This window comes from Pseudomonas sp. N-1-13, from assembly GCF_057787095.1.
On the sequence record NZ_JBYNRI010000001.1, the window covers coordinates 3,942,894 to 3,962,506 of the forward strand.

Sequence of the window (19,613 nt, forward strand, 5' to 3'; positions counted from 1 at the left end):
GACACGTGAGGTGAGTGTAGGAAGTTTCTGAAGAATTTCCTGGCGAGACTGCCGATTGCTTACGCCGTGGCCAGCTTCAGGTCGCGCACCGAACGGCTCTGTCCGCGATGTTTGCTGTGCTCGTACAGCGAACCAGCGATCTCATCGGCGCGTACCGGCAGGATCGACAACAAGGTATCGCTCAGGCCGTGGCTGGCCTGGCAGAAGCCCTGCATGTAGATCGCCGCTTTGCAGCGCTCGTCGGTGATCAATTTGTAGTTGCGATCTACCTCGAAATTCCCCAGGTATTGCTCAAGTGGCGCCAGCAATGTGCGGTGCATCTGCCGTTCGTAACCGGTGGCCAGCACCACCGCGTCATAACGGCGCACGCTCAACTCGCCGGTGGCGTTGTTGCGCACCGCCAGCTCCACGCCGGCATCGGTGGCCGTGGCTTTCTCCACCGTGGTGAGGGTACGGAAGGCATGACGGGCGACGCCCGAGACTTTCTGGCGATAGAAAATCCCGTAGATGCGTTCGATCAGGTCGATGTCCACCACCGAATAGTTGGTGTTGTGGTACTCGTTGACCAGCCGTTCGCGTTCGCTGTGGGGCTGCTGGAACACCAGATCGGTGAATTCCGGGGAGAACACCTCGTTGACGAACGGGCTGTCATCGGCAGGCTTGAGGGCCGAACCGCGCAGGATCATGTCGACCTGCACCGAAGGAAAACTGTCATTGAGGTCGATGAAGGCTTCCGCCGCGCTCTGCCCGCCGCCGATGATGGCGATGGTCATGGGCTGGCCGTTCACGCACGGCTGAGTCGCCATGCGCTCCAGGTACTGGGAATGGTGGAACACCCGAGCATCCTCCTTGAAGGCGGTGAACGCGTCGGGGATACGCGGCGTACCGCCAGCACTGACCACCACCGAGCGGGCGCTGCGCACGAGCTCTTCGCCCTGGCTGTCGCGGGAAATCACCCGCAAGGTTTCGACCTGCTGGTTGTGCAACACCGGCTCGATGCGCAGCACTTCTTCGCCGTAGCGGCTCTGCCCGGTGAACTGCCCGGCCACCCAGCGCAGGTAGTCGTTGTACTCCATACGGCACGGGTAGAACGTGCCAAGGTTGATGAAGTCCACCAGGCGGCCGTGATGCTTGAGGTAATTGACGAACGAATAGGGGCTGGTGGGGTTGCGCAGGGTCACCAGGTCCTTGAGGAAAGAAATCTGCAACTCACTCTGGGTCACCAGGGTATTGCCATGCCAGCGGTAGTCGGCCTGTTTGTCGAGGAACAGCACATCCAGTTCGCCCTGGACCGGGCCCCGCTCCTGCAGCGCGATGGCCAGCGCCAGGTTCGAGGGGCCGAAGCCGATACCGATCAAGTCGTGAACGTTGGGCGAAGCAATTGCCTGTGTCATGTCCAGTGTCCTCTGGAGGGCCCCTCAACAGGGCGCGAAAAGCCTGGGGTGACCCGACCGATCTTTGGCAAGCCGGCAAGTCGTCTGTTGAGAGGAACGAGGACAGTGAAAAAAAATTTACCGCGATGCGACCGGCGTGGACGTATTAATGCGCGTCCCACTGCCGCATACGAGTGCGGCAATGCTTCATGGCGTTGACGATGTGCTTTTCCACCAGCGCCCGGGAAATGCCCAGGCGTTCGGCGATTTGCGGGTGGGACAGGCCTTCGAGCTTGCGCAGCAGGAAACTCTCGCGGCACAGCGGTGGCAATTCGGCCAGGGCGCGCTGGAGCAGGTCCAGGCGCTGACCGTGGTCAAGGCTGGTATGGGGCGATGGCGTGAAGAAACGCTCTTCGCTGTCCAGCACCTCCAGGGATTCGACCTGGCGCAGGGTATTGCGCCGATGCCCGTCGATCACCAGGTTCAACGCGGTGCGGTACAGGAACGCCCGGGGCTGCTCGATGGGCGTGTCACTGGCGCGCTCAAGTACCCGCACATAGGCGTCATGCACCACATCCTCGGCCGCCTGGCGGTTGCCTAGCCTGGCGTTCAGGAAACACACCAGCTCGCGATAGTAGTTTTCCAACATGACTCCCCTGCGCAATGGCTGCGACAGCTATCCCTGTGCCAGATCGGCGTGCCTGAAATCGGCAATGGCACGATAGTGGCAGATTTCATCGCGTAATTTATAGTAATTCTCATATAGATTTAAAGCTTTGGTTTGTATCAAGGCTGATTCGTTCATTTCTACTGGCACCGACACTGATGTTGTGGCGAGGGGATTTATCCCCGCAGGGCTGCGCAGCAGCCCCAAAACCTGCTACTCAAAACATCTGGCACACCGAGTTGTTGGCTATGAGGGGCTGCTGTGCAGCCCAGCGGGGATAAATCCCCTCGCCACAACATCACCTGTCTTGGTTGTTGCGTTGCCCATCCGCCATCCTGCTACCAAGTGTTTCACACAGTAAATTCCCGTCAGAAGCGCTCGTTTACCAAGACAGCCTCCCGTCCCTGCCCCTCATGGAACGGGCCCGACACCACCGGCCGGAACCCTGCATGAAACGTCCCCGCCCTACCCGACGCGCCTGGCTTTTAACCTTCGCCCTGCTTCCAGCCGTGGCCTTTGCCGCCTGGCAAGCGGTGGCCCCGAGCCGTGAATCGCTTATTACCGCCCCCGTCACCCGTGGCGATATCGAAAACAGCGTCACCGCCCTGGGCACCCTGCAACCGCGGCGTTACGTGGACGTCGGCGCCCAGGCGTCCGGGCAGATCCGCAAGATTCATGTAGAAGCCGGCGACGAAGTTCGCGAAGGCCAATTGCTGGTTGAGATCGATCCCTCCACACAAAAGGCCAAGCTGGACGCCGGACGCTTCTCCATTGAAAACCTCAAGGCCCAGCTCCAGGAACAACGAGCCCAGCACGATCTGGCCCAGCAAAAATTCCGCCGCCAGCAGCAACTCAAGGCCGGCGGCGCCACCCGCGAGGAAGACGTGCAGACCGCCCAGGCCGAAGTGCGGGCGACCCAGGCGCGCATCGACATGTTCCAGGCCCAGATCCGCCAGGCCCAGGCCAACCTGCGCAGTGACGAGGCCGAGCTGGGTTACACGCGCATTTTCGCGCCCATGAGCGGCACCGTGGTCGCCGTCGGTGCCCGGGAAGGCCAGACTCTTAACGCCCAGCAGCAAACCCCGTTGATTCTGCGCATCGCACGCCTGTCGCCAATGACGGTCTGGGCCGAAGTCTCGGAAGCGGACATCGGCCACGTCAAACCGGGCATGACCGCCTACTTCACCACCCTGGCCGGCGGCGCCCGCCGCTGGAGCAGCACCGTGCGCCAGATCCTGCCGGTGCCGCCGCGCCCGCTGGAAGCGAGCCAGGGCGGCAGCCTCACGGGCGGGCGCAGTGGCAGCGAACGGGTGGTGCTCTATACCGTGTTGCTGGATGTGGATAACGCCGACCGCGCCCTGATGACGGAAATGACCGCCCAGGTGTTTTTTGTTGCCGCCCAGGCACGCGATGTCCTGACCGTGCCCAGCGCTGCGTTGCAGGCCAACGCCGGGCAAGTGCAGGTGGTGGCCGACAATGGCGATGTCCAGCCGCGCACTGTTCGCACCGGCGTCAGCGATCGGCTGCGTACCGAAATTCTCGACGGCCTGAGTGAAGGCGACCGGGTGCTGATCGGTCCGGCCGTCGGCAGCGGAGGCTGAATGGACACGCCCCTGATCGAACTGCGGGACATTCGCAAGGTTTACGGCGGTGGCGACAGCCCTCGGGTGGAGGTACTGCGCGGCATCGACTTGTCCATTCACGCCGGGGAATTCCTGGCGATTGTCGGAGCGTCTGGCTCCGGCAAGTCCACCTTGATGAACATCCTCGGCTGCCTCGACCGCCCCACCAGCGGCGATTACCGGTTTGCCGGCGAAGACGTCGCCGGCCTGGGCAGTGACGAACTGGCCTGGCTGCGACGCGAAGCCTTCGGCTTCGTGTTCCAGGGCTATCACCTGATCCCGTCCGGCACTGCCCAGGAAAACGTCGAGATGCCGGCCATCTACGCCGGCACTTCGGCCGCCGAGCGCCACGCCCGGGCCAGCGCCCTGCTCGAACGCCTGGGCCTGGCCAGCCGCACCGGCAACCGCCCTCATCAACTGTCCGGCGGCCAGCAGCAACGGGTGTCGATTGCCCGGGCATTGATGAACGGCGGCCACATCATCCTCGCCGACGAACCCACCGGCGCCCTCGACAGCCAGAGCGGCATCGAGGTCATGGCGTTGCTCGATGAACTGGCGAGCCAGGGTCATGTGGTGATCCTGATCACCCACGACCGCGAGGTGGCGGCGCGGGCCAAGCGCATCATTGAGATTCGCGACGGGCTGATCATCAGCGACAGCGCCGGCGCTTTGCCGCACAACGTGCAAGCCAATCCGAAGGCACTGCAAGCGGTGGACCTGCGCCAGCGCCTGAGCGCCGGCAGCGAACACAACGGTGCCTGGAAAGGCGAACTGCTCGACGCCGTGCAAGCGGCGTGGCGGGTGATGTGGATCAACCGCTTCCGCACCGCCCTGACGCTGCTGGGCATTGTCATCGGCGTGGCCTCGGTGGTGGTGATGCTGGCCGTGGGCGAAGGCAGCAAACGCCAGGTCATGGCCCAGATGGGCGCCTTCGGCTCCAACATCATCTACCTCAACGGCACCGCGCCCACCCCGCGCGCCGCCAAGGGCATCATCAGCGAACACGACCTGGCGGCCCTCGCCGCCCTGCCCGAGGTGCAGCGCATCATGCCGGTCAACGGCGCCGACGCCAGCGTGCGTTTCGGCAACCTCGACCACACCAGCTACGTCGGCGGCAACGATACGAACTTCCCGACCATCTTCAATTGGCCGGTGGCCCAGGGCAGCTACTTCACCGATGCCGATGAACGCAGCGCGGCGGCAGTGGCGGTGATCGGTCACAAGGTCCGGCACAAGCTGCTCAAGGAGGTCGACGACCCCATCGGCCGCTACATCCTGATTGAGAACGTGCCCTTTCAGGTGGTCGGCGTGCTGGCGGAAAAAGGTGCCAGCTCCGGGGATTCGGACGCCGACAACCGCATCGCCGTGCCCTACTCCGCCGCCAGCGTGCGTTTGTTCGGCAGCCGGCATCCCGAGTACGTGGTGATCGCCGCCCGGGACGCGGGCAAGGTCAGGGAGGCCGAACAGGCCATCTCCCGCGCCCTGTTGCGCCTGCATGACGGCAAGCAGGATTTCGAACTGACCAACAACGCCGCGATGATCCAGGCCGAGGCGCGCACCCAGGGCACACTGTCGCTGATGCTCGGGGCCATTGCCGCGATTTCGCTGCTAGTGGGTGGCATCGGCGTGATGAACATCATGCTCATGACCGTGCGCGAGCGAACCCGCGAGATCGGCATTCGCATGGCCACCGGCGCGCGCCAGCGGGACATCCTGCGCCAGTTCCTCACCGAAGCAGTGATGCTCTCGGTGGTCGGTGGGCTGGCCGGGATCGGCCTGGCCTTGCTGGTGGGCGGTGCGTTGCTGCTAGGCAAGATCGCCGTGGCCTTCGAATGGCTGGCGGTGTTCGGCGCTTTCGGCTGCGCCCTGGTCACCGGCGTTGTCTTCGGTTTCATGCCGGCCCGCAAGGCGGCTCGCCTCGACCCGGTCGCGGCCCTCACCAGTGAATGAACCTCACCTTATGAAAGCGCACCTGACCCTCCTGGCCGCAGGCCTGTTACTGGCGGCCTGCGGCACCCCCGCGCCGACGCCGGACAGCGGCATCCAGCCGCCACCGGCCTGGCAAAGTTTCGACACCGCCACCGCTCGAACCGATAACCAGCAATGGTGGACGCACTTTGGTAGTCCGCAATTGAACCGTTTGATCGAGCAGGCACGCCGGGAAAGTTACGACCTCGCTGCCGCCATGGCCCGGGTGCGCCAGGCCCAGGCCAGCGCAGTGATCGCCGGCGCGCCGTTGCTGCCGGCGGTCACGGCCGGACTCAACGGCACTCGTCAAGAGTTGTTGCGGGGCAAGGGTTACAGCCAACTGGACGTCAATCGGGACAACCGCACCATCGACTACTACGACGCCCACCTCAGCGCCAGCTATGAGCTGGACTTCTGGGGCGGCAAACGGGCGGCCCGGAACAGCGCGCTGAGCAGTCTGTCAGCCAGCCAGTTCGATCGGGCGACCGTGGAATTGACCCTGCTCAGCGGCGTCGCCAACAGCTACACCCAGGCGTTGTCCCTGCGCGAGCAACAGCGCATCGCCGAACAGAACCTGGACAACGCCCAACGTGTACTCGATCTGGTGCAGACCCGCTACGACGCCGGCAGTGCCACGGCCCTGGAGTTGTCCCAGCAAAAAAGCCTGGTGGCGGCGCAACAGCGCAGGTTGCCTCAAGTGCAGCAGCAGGCCCGGGAAGCCTTGATCAGCCTGGCGGCGCTGCTGGGGCAACCGGTGCAGTCGGTCACACTCGACGATGAAAATTTCGACCGATTGCACTGGCCCGCCATCGACGCCGGGGTGCCCAGCGACCTGCTCAGTCGCCGCCCCGACATCGCCGCCGCCGAAGCCCGCCTCGCCGCCGCCCAGGCCGACATCAGCGTAGCCCGCGCGGCGATGTTGCCGTCCGTGACCCTGGGCCTGAGCCTCGCCACCGGCGCCGACATTGCCGAGCAGTTGCTGCGCAACAACGTCTACAACCTCACCGCAGGTTTGGCCGCGCCGATCTTCAACAACGGCCGCCTCAAGGCCGAACGCGACCGAGCCACCGCGCGCCAGGAAGAACTGCTGGAGCTCTACCGCGCCGCCATCATCAACGGCTTCGCCGACGTCGAAAAAGCCCTGAACGGCATCCACGGGCTCGACCAGCAGCGACAATGGCAAAGCGAAGAACTGCACCAGGCCCAGAGCGCCTTCGACATCGCCCAGAGCCGTTATCAGGCCGGCGCCGAAGATTTGCTCACGGTCCTGGAAACCCAACGCACGCTGTACGCCGCCCAGGACATGAACGTGCAATTGCGATTGGCGCGGGTGCAGGCGAGCGTGGCGTTGTACAGGGCGCTGGGTGGGGGTTGGCGGGTGATGTGAGCGTCGAACACACGTTTCTATCGTTCCCACGCGCAGCAAAGGAATGCCTCTACTGACGCTCTGCGTTCTGCTCTTTGGGACGCGGAGCGTCCCTGGCTGCATTCCCACGCAGAGCGTAGGAACGATGAAGCCGCCGACCGCGCCCTCTCCTACTACCTCGACCCCAAACCTGAAAACCCCACTCCACCGCCGGGCCAGTTGTTCACCGTTGCGGAAGGCGCGGACCTGGAATGCCTGCTGGCCAACCTCAGCGAAACCCTTGCGTCAGTCAATGTCATGGCCAGCGACCTGGCGTTTGATTTGGACGGCGCGCGACGGAGTTTTGCCTTGGGGATCCAGCAGATGGTCGAGCTGAGTGAGCTGCTGGCGAACCGCGCCCTGGACATCGCAGTGCCGCGTTAAAGGCGCATGCCCTCTCAAGCCAAGTGATATTTGTGGCGAGGGGATTTATCCCCGCTGGGCTGCGCAGCAGCCCCTTTAGCCGGCACCTCGGTGAGTCAGTTGTTTTGAGTGCACTGGTTTGGGGCTGCTTCGCACCCCAGCGGGGATAAATCCCCTCGCCACAACAGCGTTCGCTTTGATTTTCTTTGGGAAGCGAAGCTCTACACCGGCTTACTCTTGAGATTACGCGCATACCACGGCCGCTGCGGCACGCGGCGGAACAGTTCGGAGAGTTTTTTGTCGTCGCTGCCGAAGGTGATGCGCAGGGCCAGTTTCATGGTTTCCGGGTCCATTTCCACCGAACGTCCGGGCTGCAAACCCGGCGTGGTGCTGCAGCCGTGGGTGACCGGGCCCAGCCAGGGGTCGGCGATTTCCACCCAGCGGCCGGGGGCGAACCAGGGCACGCCGTTGACTTCCAGCCGGCTCACTTCACCCGGATGGAAACGTTCGTGAGCGCGGAACCAGTCTTCGAGGCGGTCGTCGATCCAGCCGTGGAAGGCCCAGAACACCGGGTTCACATGGGAGGAAAACGGGTCGCCAAGAAAGTCGTTTTCCGGGGCGTACCAGCGCTGGGCGAAGTCCGCCGGGTCGCGGGCGAAGGGCACCGGGTGGCCGTTGGAAGGATCGCGGGGCACCGAAGCCCAGCGCATGTGCAGCCAGTCATGCAGGCCCAGTTCCACTTCCGAGCCAAACTGGCCAAGGGTCAGTTTCGACAGGTAGCGCGGGTCGCGGTAGCGCGATTCCCAGACTTGGAAGTTGCTGTGATAGGTCTCGGCAGTCTTGATGTCACTCACCCATTGGGCGTACTGCTCGTCGCCGCTGGCCAGCCAGGTGGGCGGCAAAGCTGTGCCATCGTGGTTATCGAAATACCGGGCAAAGCCCAGGCGATCACGCTCCAGCTCCGGTTGCGGCAACGGGAAGCGCGGCCACGACGGCAGCGGCTGGAACGAACGGGCCGTGCCGAGCATGTGCCGGTGCATGAAAAAGAAATCCACGCCCGAGCCGTTGCGATCCTTGCGCTTGCCACGAGCGTCACGTTCATGGTCCCGTGGGCCGGGCTGCCAGCCGATGCCTCGCAAGGCATTGCGCTTGTCTTCGTCCAGGCTGTGCCATTTGTCCCGCGAGGCGTGCCAGAGCTGATGGAACAACCGATGCTCCGGCGACACCAGCCAGGCCAGCAATGGCGGGCTCAGCGGCGTGCGTTCCCGGGCTTCGGGGAACGGCAGCTTGCGGGCGATGAACTGATTGTCGAGTTCCGGCAGCGCCAGCGGGCGATCCAGGCGCAACACGCGACCGCTTAGGGTGGCAGTGCCGGCATTGCCGAAGCCGGCCCAGACTTCGTCCAGGGTCATGATGAATTCGTAGACCGGCGCGTCCTGCCGGGTCCCGATCAGGCGCCAGCTCAATTGTTTCTTGTCATCCCCCGCCAAGTCGCCCAGCACTCGATAACGCGGCTCATCATCGGCGCGCAACCGCTCGGCGGTGTCGAGACAGCCCACCAGCCCACGGCCCTTGTGGGCGATGTCGAGGAACACTTGCAGACCGTCGCCGGGCAAACCGTCCAGGCCCGCGTCGCTTCCTGAAAAACGGATCGTCCAGATACCCCGCAGCGTATCGGCCCGGCGCTGCCCCGCCACGTCCGCCACATCGAATGAGGCCTCGCCGGGGGTGATGGTGGGGTCCGGCCGGGTCAGTTCGCGATGCCCGTAATACACCGCAGGCACGGCGGCACCGGTCAGCGCCAGGCCCGCCATGAACCATCGTCGAGAAATCGTCATTGCCTTACCTGTGTTCGGCCCTGGAGCGGGCTTTATCCAAGCTAGAACGATGGGGGGACTGACAAATTTATAGGGGCTGCGAGGGCCTCATCGCGAGCAGGCTCGCTCCCACAATGGATCTGGTACATCCGCGAGAGATCGGTCGACCGTCAGACCGCTATCGCGAGCAGGCTCGCTCCCACAGGTGAGCGCGTTCCAATGTGGGAGCGAGCCTGCTCGCGATAGGGCCATTGGCCGCACCTAAATTTCCCCGCCGATCACTCGTTCTCCCCAGATAGCAAAGCCCCCCGCAGCGAACCTGACTGAGATCGGCAATGACAACACCACGTTCGAAAAAAGCTCTCTTCATCGGCGTGCCCCTGGCCCTTGCACTGGCGGTCGGTGGCGGCCTGGCGGCCTGGGACCACTGGTGGCGGGACAACCCTGGCTACCCGGTCAAGGTGATGAAAGAGGCCAGGGAACTGCACGAGCGCCTGCTGTCCTTCGACAGCCACATCTCCGTGCCACTGAATTTCGGCACCGCCGGTCACGAGGCGGACAAAGACGGTAAAGGCCAGTTCGATCTGGTCAAAGCCAACCGCGGGCACCTGTCCGGCGCGGCCCTGACGATCTTCGGCTGGCCGGAGCTGTGGAACGGCCCCAACGCGCCGCACAAGCCCACCGCCGGCTTCGTCGAGGAAGCGCGCAATCAGCAGGAAGTGCGCTTCAAGATCATCACCGGCATGGTCCGCGACTTTCCCAACCAGGTCGCCATCGCCTACACCCCGGATGACTTCCGGCGCCTGCACGGCGAAGGCAAGTTCGCGATTTTCATCAGCATGCTCAACGCCTATCCCCTGGGCCATGACCTGAGCCTGCTGGATCTGTGGACGGCACGCGGCATGCGCATGTTCGGCTTCAGTTACATCGGCAACAACGACTGGGCCGACTCCTCGCGCCCACTGCCGTTCTTCAACGACTCACCTGACGCCCTCGGCGGCCTGTCGGAGATTGGCAAGCAAGCGGTGACGCGCCTGAACGACCTGGGCGTGATCATCGACGTCTCGCAGATGTCGACCCAGGCCCTGGAGCAAGTTGCGCAACTGAGCCGCACACCCTTGGTGGCCTCCCATTCCGTACCCCGGGCCATGGTGGATATCCCGCGCAATCTCAGCGACAAAGAAATGCAGCTGATCAAGGCCAGCGGCGGCGTGGTACAGGTCGTCGGTTTCTCCCAATACCTGCGCCCGCTGACGCAAAAAACCCAGGACAAACTCAACGACCTGCGCAAGCGTTTCGACCTGCCACCGCTGCCCAACCTGGCCATGGCGCTGATGCCGGGCGATCCGATCATCGCCGCGTGGCCGGAACAGAAATTCGGTGAATACGCCGGCCAGCTCTATGGCATTCTGGAGGAGGAACCCAAGGCCAGCCTCAAGGACCTGGGCGACGCCATCGATTACACCGTACGCAAGATCGGTATCGACCATGTCGGCATCAGTTCGGACTTCAACGAGGGCGGCGGAGTCAAAGGCTGGGAAGACGTGGGCGAGATCCGCAACGTCACCGCCGAACTGCTGACCCGCGGCTACTCCGAAGCGGACATCGCCAAACTGTGGGGCGGCAACTTTCTGCGGGTCTGGGATCAGGTCCAGCAAGCCGCGCGGCCTGCCGTGGCCTCGACCCAGAAGGCGGTCCAGCCATGAATGAGCGCCGGACTTTCCTCAAGCAGGCCGGAATCCTGGCCGCCGGCCTGCCGCTGGCCGCCAGTCTTCCCGCCCCGGCCATTGCCGATCCCCTGCCGCCATTGCCCCGGGACAAATGGGCGCAGTTGCGCTCGCTGTTCAACCAGGACCCGGACTACCTGCACTTCTCCAATTTCCTGGTCACCACCCACCCGCGCCCGGTACGTGAGGCCATCGACCGGCATCGCGCCGCGCTGGATAAAAACCCGGGACTGTTGATGGACTGGGACCTGGGCGTCACCGAGGAGCGCGAGGAAAACGTCCGCACCTGGGCCGGCCGCTACCTGCAAGCGACCCCGAAGCAGATCGCCCTCACCGGCAGCACCACCGAAGGTTTGTCGATCATCTACGGCGGCGTCCATGTGGCAGCCGACCAGGAAATCCTCAGCACCGCCCACGAACATTACGCCACCCATACCATCCTTGATTTACGCAACCAACGCGACGGCACCCGGGTGCGCAAGATCAAACTGTTCGAGAACGCCCACAACGCCAGCCACGATGACATCCTGAGCGCCATCGACCGCAACATCCGTCCCGAAACCCGCGTACTGGGCATGACCTGGGTGCATTCGGGCAGCGGCGTGAAGCTGCCGATCGACAAGATCGGCGCGCTGGTGGACAAGCACAACCAGGGCCGCAGCGATACGCAACGCATCATTTACGTGGTGGACGGCGTGCACGGCTTCGGTGTTGAAGACCTGAGCTTCCCAGCGATGAATTGCGACTTCTTCATCGCCGGCACCCACAAATGGATGTTCGGCCCCCGCGGCACCGGTCTGGTGTGCAGCCGCAGCGAAGAGCTCAAGTACGTCACGCCGATCATCCCGACCTTCTCCGAAGCCACGGCGTTTTCCACCACCATGACGCCCGGCGGCTACCACGCCTTCGAGCATCGCTGGGCGGCGGACGAGGCGTTCAAGCTGCACTTGCAACTGGGTAAGGCCGACGTGCAGGCGCGCATTCACGCGCTCAACACCTACTTGAAAAAACAGCTGCTGGCGTTGCCGCAAATCGAGCTGGTCACGCCCATAAGCCCGGACGTGTCGGCCGGTTTCACCTTCTTCCGGGTCAAGGGCCGCAAGAGCGACGAGATCGCCGCCTACCTGATGCAGAACCGGGTGATCGCCGACGCCGTGCATCGCGACGCCGGGCCTGTCATTCGAACCGCGCCGGGCCTGCTCAACACCGAAGCCGAGATCGATCGCTTCATGGGCTTGCTGGGCAAGACACTCTGAACCTGACTTTATCGAGAGAGATGGATGAACAGTTTTTCGTTGAAGCTATTCCCGGCACTGGCCCTCGCCGCCCTGCTGCCCTCCGGCGCCCAGGCGTCACAACCGGGCCAGGTCTTTCGCGACTGCAAGGACTGCCCGGAAATGGTCGTGCTGCCCACCGGCACCTTTCAGATGGGCACCCCGGAAGATGAAGTGGGCCGCGAGCCCGACGAAGGCCCGATGCACCCGGTGACCTTCGCCAAACCGCTGGCGATCAGCCGCTTCCAGGTCTTGAAGGGCGAATGGTTCGCCTACCTGCGCGACACCGGCTACTCGATGCCCGACGGCGATAAACGTCCCGGCCGCGCGTGCAAGGCCGGCATCCCGGACTATCAGGGCAGTGATCCGCGCAAGCAATACACCGACCGGCACCCGGCGGTGTGCATGAATTTCGAAGAGGCCAACGCTTACGTGGCCTGGTTGTCGAAAAAAACCGGCAAGCCATACCGCCTGGTCAGCGAGTCCCTGCGCGAGTACGCCGCACGCGGCGGCACCAGCGGGCCGTTCCCCTTCCCCTTCGACGAGGGCAAGGAATACAGCATCGCCCAACACGCCAACACCTATGGCGCGGCCGACGGCTACAACTTCACCGCCCCGGCCGGCAGCTTCGCGCCCAACGCCTTCGGCGTGTACGACATGCACGGCAACGTCTACGAGTGGACGGCCGATTGCTATAACGAAAACTACATCGGCGCCCCGAGCGATGGCAGCGCCTGGTTGACCGGCAAATGCGAGTTCAAGCGTATCCGCGGCAACGATTGGGGCGAGGCACCGGTGTTCTCCCGCTCCGGCAACCGCAACGCGCTGGTGCCGGGCAATCGGGGTGACTGGATTGGTTTTCGGGTGGCGCGGGATATGTAGGCCGAGCACAGCTCGGCCCCTGTGGGAGCAAAGCTTGCTCGCGATGCAGACACCTCGATTTCACAGAAAAGCGCGTCGCCTTCATCGCGGGCAAGCCTTGCTCCCACAGGATAAATTCCCCTGCCCTCCAATCGTTCTAAAGATGGGCACAACCCAATCCAGCGTGCCTGCGCCCTAAAGCCCTCCCGGCGACCACCCGCGATGGCCTTCGCCCTTTTCATCAAGCAGGGAAACCTCCATGAGCCAACCAACACGCGGGGTGATCAATGAACTGTTCATCCTGCTCAAACCCTTCCGGCTGATTGTCGTAGGCTCCATCCTCTTGGGCATGCTTGGCGGCCTGAGCATCACCGCCCTGCTGGCGACCATCAACGACGCCCTGAACGCCGCGGCCAAACCCACAGCCCAGACGCTGGTAACGTTCGTGGTGCTCTGCGCGGTGGCGCTGCTGACCTCGATTCTTTCGGACATCGGTAGCAACCACGTCGGTCAGAACATCATCGCCGGGTTGCGTAAGTCCCTGGGCAAGAAGGTGCTGCTGGCGCCCATCGAACAGATCGAACGTTATCGCAGCCACCGGCTCATCCCGGTACTGACCCACGACGTCAACACCGTCAGCAATTTCGCGTTTTCGTTCGCACCACTGGCCATCGCCTTCACCGTGACCCTCGGTTGCCTGGGTTATCTGGCCTACCTGTCACTGCCGATGTTCTTGCTGCTGCTGGTGGCGCTGGTGATCGGCACGGTCGTGCAATACCTGGCCCGGGCTCGTGGCATCAGGGGGTTCGAAGCCGCCCGCGAGGCCGAAGACGCGCTGCAAAAACACTACAGCGCGATCGCCGCTGGCGCCAAGGAACTGCGCATTCATCGCCCACGCCGCCAGCGCATGTTCAGCCAGCGCATCGAAGCCACCGCCGATAATATTTGCGACACCAATATTCGCGCGGTCAACACCTTCGTGGTGGCCAAGACCTTCGGCTCGATGCTGTTTTTTGTGGTCATTGGCCTGGTGCTGGCCCTGCAATCGCTGTGGCTGGGCACCGACAAGGCCGTGCTTAGCGGTTTCGTGCTGGTGCTGCTGTACATGAAGGGCCCGCTGGAATACCTGGTGATGACCTTGCCGGTCATCAGCCGGGCAAACATTGCCTTCAAGCGCATCGCCGAGCTGGACGAGCAGTTTTCCTCACCGGAGCCGCACCTGCTGCTGGACGACAAGAGCGTTTCCAGACCAGCGCTCCAGCAGCTTGAACTGCGTGATGTGCACTACGCCTTCCCGGCGGTCGAAGGCAGCCAACCCTTCGCCCTGGGACCGGTCAACCTGTCCATCGCCCAGGGCGACATTGTGTTCATCGTCGGTGAAAACGGTGGCGGCAAGACCACACTGATCAAATTGCTGCTGGGCCTCTATTTCCCCCAGGGCGGCGAAATCCTCCTCGACGGTGCGCCGGTAGGGGCCGCGCAACGGGACGATTATCGCCAGTTGTTCACCACGATTTTTGCCGACTATTACCTGTTCGATGACCTGGTTCAGGGTGACCAGCAGGTACCTGACGACGCCAATCGCTACCTGGAGCGCCTGGAAATCGCTCATAAGGTTCGCATTCAGGACGGCGCCTTCAGCACCACCGATCTTTCCACCGGCCAGCGCAAACGCCTGGCGTTGCTCAACGCCTGGCTTGAGGAGCGCCCAGTGTTGGTGTTCGACGAATGGGCCGCCGACCAGGACCCGGTGTTCCGACGGGTTTTCTATACCGAACTGCTGCCGGAGCTGAAGGCGTTGGGCAAAACCATCATCGTCATTTCCCACGACGACCGCTATTTCGACATCGCCGATCAACTGGTCCGGATGCAGGCCGGTCAGGTCATCAGTGAAAAAGCCCCCGCAGCCTTTGCCTGAACCGCGAGAACACCATGAACCCATTGCTAGATGATGACCTGCTGACCCTGCTGCTGGAGGAGGACGCTGACGCTGTGCAAGCCCGCTCCAGCCGCAGCCGGCCGGACCGCGCGCCCTTGTCCTTCGCCCAGCAGCGCTTGTGGCTGGAGCAACAGCGCGACCCGAACCGTTCGGCCTACAACCTGCCGCGCGCCCTGCGCCTGACGGGTGAACTGAATGCCGACGCCCTGGAACAGGCACTCAATCGCGTCATCGACCGACACGACATCCTGCGCACCGCCTTCACTGAAATCGACGGCGCCGCCACCCAGGTGATCGAGCGTAACGCCAGCCTGATCGTGCACCGGGAGAACCTCGCCGCGCTCGATCAGCCAACACGGGAGCTGGCGCTTTCACAGCGCATCGAACAGCACGCCCGACAACCGTTCGATCTGACCCAGGCGCCGCTGATGCGGGCAACGTTGCTCAGACTGGGCAGTGACGAGCATGTGTTGTTGCTCAACATGCATCACATCGTTTCCGATGCCTGGTCCAACACGATCCTCATGCAAGACATGGCCATGGCCTATGCCCGAGCCTTGCTCGGCGATCCGTCAACGCTGCCGCCGTTGCCCCTGCAATACGCCGACTACGCGAGCTGGCAACGCGGCGACTATGTGCAGAGCCCGGCCTGCCACCGCAGTGGCGCCTATTGGAGCGACTACCTGGGCCATGAGCTGCCGGCGCTGGAACTGCCTCAGGAGTTTGCGCGCACCGCCAATCAGCAACACATGGCCGGACGCGTGCAGGTGTCACTTGACCCGGCAATGGTCCAGGCCTTGGATACGTTCTGTCAGCGGGAGGGGCTTACGCCTTTTGTCGTGGCGCTGGCGGCCTGGCAATTGTTATTGGCTCGGTACAGCAACCAAAACGACTTCACCGTCGGCGTCCCGAACGCCAACCGCAACAGCCACGAGAGCCAGGAGCTGGTGGGATTTTTCGTCAGCAGCCAGGTGTATCGGGCGCGGATCGACTCGACCCGCAGCGCGCTGGATTTCCTCCGGGACCTGCGCGCGCAGTCGCTCGCCGCGCTGGAACATGCCGACTACCCGCTGGAACTGATCCTGGATCAGTTGCAACGTCCCGGCGCACAGGGCGCCAGTGCGCTGTTCCAGGTCTTGTTCAACTGGCGCACCGGGTCGTATTCACCGTCGGCGCCAAACCTGGGTCAACTGACGCTGGAGTTTCTCAGTACCGGTGACAACCAGGCCAAGTTCGACCTGTCGCTGGATGTCGATTATTCCCAGCAACAGCTGCTGGCAACGTTCGAATACAGCCGTGATCTGTACCGCGCAGAGACCATCGAGCGCATGGCCGGCCACTGGCAGAACCTGCTGCGGGGCCTGGTCGAGACGACTGGATGCGCGCTTGGCGAACTGCAACTGTTGAGCGCCGATGAACACCGAAAAACCCTGGGCGACTGGAACCGTCAGCCGACCCAACTGCGCAGCGAACAATGTCTGCACCGGTTGATCGAAACCCACGCCGCCAGCACAGGCGACGCCATCGCCCTGACCTTTGAAGGGCAGCACATGAGTTATGCCGAACTCAACCGACAGGCCAACCAACTGGCCCATCGGCTGATCGAGCAAGGCGTCGGTCCCGATGTGCTGGTCGGCATCGCCGTCGAGCGTACGCCACAGATGATCATCGGCCTGCTGGCGATCCTCAAGGCCGGTGGCGCCTACGTGCCGCTGGACCCGGCCTACCCGGCCGACCGCCTGGCTTACATGATCGCGGACAGCGGCGTTACGCAGATCCTGACCCAGGCTCATCTGCGGGAATCGCTGGCGCTGCCCGCTGACATCAACTGTCTGTTGCTGGATTCGGTCGATGCCAATAGCCCCTATCCCGAGCACAATCCGAATGTGCCGATGGACCCGGATAACCTGGCCTACGTGATTTACACCTCAGGCTCGACCGGCCAACCCAAAGGCGCACTGCTGGCGCACCACAACGTCAGCCGATTGTTCCAGGCCACGGACCACTGGTTCAGCTTCGATCATCAGGATGTCTGGTGCCTGTTCCATTCCTATGCCTTCGACTTTTCCGTGTGGGAGATCTTCGGCGCCCTGCTGCACGGCGGCCGATTGGTCATCGTGCCCCACGCCGTGAGCCGTTCACCGCAGGATTTCCATGCCCTGCTTTGCCAGGAAAACGTCACGGTGCTCAACCAGACGCCTTCGGCGTTCAAGGCGTTGCTGCAGGTCGCCTGCGAACCTGGGCAACCTCTTGCCCACCGGTTGCGACAGGTGATTTTTGGCGGCGAAGCGATCGATGTACAGAGTCTTCGCCCCTGGTTCGAACGTTTCGGCGACCAGACGCCGCAACTGATCAATATGTATGGCATCACGGAAACGACTGTGCATGTCACCTGGCGGCCGTTGTCGATGAGTGACTTGCACAGCGAGGCCGCTAGCCCCATCGGCGAACCCATCGTCGACCTGTCCTGGTATCTGCTCGACGCTCATCTGAACCCGGTGCCCAAGGGTTGCATCGGTGAGCTATACGTTGGCCGGGCCGGCCTGGCCCGCGGCTATCACCGACGTGCCGACCTGACCGCTACCCGCTTCATCCCCGACCCGTTCGACCCGCTGCCGGGTGGCCGCCTCTATCGCACCGGGGATCTGGCCCGCTACCGCACCGACGGCAGCATCGAGTACATCGGACGCCTGGATCATCAGGTCAAGATTCGCGGGTTCCGCATCGAGCTGGGGGAAATCCAGGCGCGCCTGCAAACGCTGCCGGCGGTGCAAGACGGTGTCGTGTTAACCCATGAAGGCCCGGGCGGCCTGCAGCTGGTCGCCTACGTGATTGCCGCACAACCGGCCACGGCCGAGTTACGCGAAGGCTTGTTGAGCGCACTCAAAGCGCAGTTGCCGGACTACATGGTGCCCAGCCACCTGCTGTTCATCGATCATTTCCCGCTCAATGCCAATGGCAAGCTCGACCGCAAGGCCTTGCCGGAACCCGACGCCGGTCTTTGGCATTCCCTTTACCTGGCGCCTCGCACTCAGTTGGAAGAAGCCCTGGCACAGCTCTGGCAACAGTCCCTCAAGGTTGCGCGCGTCGGTGTCAACGACAGCTTCTTTGAACTGGGCGGGCATTCGATCCTGGCGATCGAACTGATTGCCAACCTCAAGGCACGCCTGAATATCAGCGTGCGGCTGCAAGAGTTGCTGGCCAACCCGAGCGTCGCCGAGCTGGCCTTGTTCATCTCGCAAAAACATCGGGAACAGACCCAATGCCTGGTCGAACTGAACAACGCACCGGCCAGCGCACCGCAGCTATTTTGCCTGCACCCCAGCGGCGGCATCGTGTTCTGTTACCAGCCACTGGCGCGCAAACTCCAACAGCGAGCGCGCACCTTTGGCGTCATGCATCGCGGCTTCAGTGAACCGCATGCCGGGCCTGACGCCTGGCGCGAGATGGTCGCCGATTACAGCCAGGAAATCGTCAAGGCCCAGCCGCAAGGTCCCTATTACCTGATGGGCTGGTCGTTGGGCGGCGCCATTGCGCTGGACATCGCCGCGACGCTGGAAAGCCTGGGCCACACCGTGAGTTTTCTCGGTTTGGTGGATAGCACGATCCCGGAGCATCTATATCCGACAACGTTGTCGCGTCATCGGCATTTACCAGGCGGTGAACAAGCCGACCCGGCCTCTCAGGATCTGCTGGAGGCCATCGAGTACTTCGACCTGCTGTTTCCGACCCTCACGGAACGCACGGCGACTTATCGGCGTGAGCAACCCGAAAGCACGGTCAAGGCCTTCCATGAGTGGGCCGCCAGCCAGATCGAGCCGGGACGAGGCGACTTGCTGGCGATCGTGCAGAGCGTCAAGGATGAAGTCATGAACGCCCAGGCGTTCTCGGTGCATGATCGTTTGCTGGAAGCCTTCGACGGGTTCACCTTCAAACCGGTACGGGTTCGGCCTAGCTGCTGGTGGACACAGGTAGAAAAAACCCCGGAAGAATTGGCATTCTGCGAAGCCTTGATCAAGAGCTGCAGCCTGACCGGGGAGCTGCAATGCTCGATGCATTCGCCGTTGCGTCACCGCAGTATGATTTTTGATGATGGGTTGCTTGATTCGTTGGTCGAGGCTTTTTGGGCCAGTACGATAGAAGGGGAATAGCGCTTGGGGTCGGTGTGTATATCCGTTGCTGCGGTAACCGCCACTTAGGGTTCCGCCGTTACGGCGGGTCACTTTCGAAAATCCGCAAGCCGGCCCAGGCGAAAGTAGCCAAAGCGCTTCTGCCCGACCACTCGGCACCTCACTTAGGCTCGGTGCGCCTGAACCACCGCTTTCGCGAGCAAGCTCGCTCCCACAGGTTTTTGTGTCGTTTGCAGATGCTGAGGACACCAGCAAACTCATGTGGGAGCGAGCCTGCTCGCGATGACGTCGGCACATCCAACATCAACGCAAACTGACCCGCCGCTTTCGCGAGCAAGCTCGCTCCCACAATTGGATTGAGTCCTCCCGCAGGAACAGGTCGGCTATAAGGCCGCCTCGCGAGCAAGCTTTGCTCCCACAGCTACTGTTCAAACAGGTCGGATGGGTGTACACCCGAAAGAGACAGG

The 19,613-nt window shown here is 63.0% G+C and carries 12 protein-coding genes; 9 read left to right on the forward strand and 3 right to left on the reverse strand.

Going from position 1 to position 19,613, the window contains the following annotated elements; translation table 11 throughout:
- Positions 1–59: 59 nt before the first annotated feature.
- Positions 60–1,394: a SidA/IucD/PvdA family monooxygenase gene (locus AC3I65_RS17715; protein ID WP_419418026.1), complete on the reverse strand. Its 1,335-nt coding sequence runs from the start codon at positions 1,392–1,394 to the stop codon at positions 60–62.
- Between the two features lie 145 nt (positions 1,395–1,539).
- The gene (locus AC3I65_RS17720) at positions 1,540–2,022 is read right to left on the reverse strand and encodes a sigma-70 family RNA polymerase sigma factor (RefSeq protein ID WP_047229286.1); all 483 of its coding nucleotides are present in this window, start codon (positions 2,020–2,022) and stop codon (positions 1,540–1,542) included.
- Positions 2,023–2,489: 467 nt separating this feature from the next.
- Here AC3I65_RS17720 and AC3I65_RS17725 point away from each other — a divergent pair, with 467 nt between their 5' ends.
- The 4 genes from AC3I65_RS17725 to AC3I65_RS17740 all read left to right on the forward strand — a co-directional run bounded on the left by AC3I65_RS17725 (position 2,490) and on the right by AC3I65_RS17740 (position 7,419).
- On the forward strand, positions 2,490–3,641 hold the full coding sequence (locus AC3I65_RS17725) for an efflux RND transporter periplasmic adaptor subunit (protein WP_139049540.1): 1,152 nt from the start codon (positions 2,490–2,492) through the stop codon (positions 3,639–3,641).
- A complete protein-coding gene (locus AC3I65_RS17730; RefSeq protein ID WP_188251377.1) occupies positions 3,642–5,612 on the forward strand; it encodes a MacB family efflux pump subunit in 1,971 nt (656 codons plus the stop codon).
- Between the two features lie 10 nt (positions 5,613–5,622).
- Complete coding sequence (locus tag AC3I65_RS17735; RefSeq protein ID WP_488524033.1) at positions 5,623–7,017, forward strand: efflux transporter outer membrane subunit; 1,395 nt, start codon at positions 5,623–5,625, stop codon at positions 7,015–7,017.
- 96 nt (positions 7,018–7,113) lie between these two features.
- Positions 7,114–7,419 carry a DUF6124 family protein gene (locus AC3I65_RS17740; RefSeq protein ID WP_305468560.1) on the forward strand — a complete coding sequence of 102 codons (306 nt, stop codon included), beginning with the start codon at positions 7,114–7,116 and terminating at the stop codon, positions 7,417–7,419.
- 200 nt (positions 7,420–7,619) lie between these two features.
- Here the strand turns inward: AC3I65_RS17740 and pvdP are convergent, their stop codons facing one another.
- A complete protein-coding gene (gene pvdP, locus AC3I65_RS17745) occupies positions 7,620–9,236 on the reverse strand; it encodes a pyoverdine maturation tyrosinase PvdP (RefSeq protein WP_305466375.1) in 1,617 nt (538 codons plus the stop codon).
- A 314-nt stretch (positions 9,237–9,550) separates the two neighbouring features.
- On the opposite strand from pvdP, the gene pvdM reads away from it, so the two are divergent.
- The 5 genes from pvdM (at position 9,551) to AC3I65_RS17770 (ending at position 19,167) form a co-directional block, all read left to right on the forward strand.
- Positions 9,551–10,921 (forward strand): pyoverdine-tailoring dipeptidase-like protein PvdM, encoded by a 1,371-nt coding sequence (gene pvdM / locus AC3I65_RS17750; RefSeq protein WP_488524034.1) that lies wholly within the window; start codon positions 9,551–9,553, stop codon positions 10,919–10,921.
- Entirely contained in the window at positions 10,918–12,198 is a 1,281-nt protein-coding gene (gene pvdN / locus AC3I65_RS17755) for a pyoverdine-tailoring periplasmic protein PvdN (RefSeq protein WP_488524035.1), read from the forward strand. The genes pvdM and pvdN overlap by 4 nt, the downstream gene beginning before the upstream one ends.
- A 24-nt stretch (positions 12,199–12,222) precedes the next feature.
- Entirely contained in the window at positions 12,223–13,098 is an 876-nt protein-coding gene (gene pvdO / locus AC3I65_RS17760; protein ID WP_047229293.1) for a dihydropyoverdine dehydrogenase, read from the forward strand.
- A 238-nt stretch (positions 13,099–13,336) separates the two neighbouring features.
- Entirely contained in the window at positions 13,337–14,995 is a 1,659-nt protein-coding gene (locus tag AC3I65_RS17765) for a cyclic peptide export ABC transporter (protein WP_339491185.1), read from the forward strand.
- A gap of 14 nt (positions 14,996–15,009) precedes the next feature.
- On the forward strand, positions 15,010–19,167 hold the full coding sequence (locus AC3I65_RS17770; RefSeq protein ID WP_488524036.1) for an amino acid adenylation domain-containing protein: 4,158 nt from the start codon (positions 15,010–15,012) through the stop codon (positions 19,165–19,167).
- Positions 19,168–19,613 lie beyond the last annotated feature (446 nt).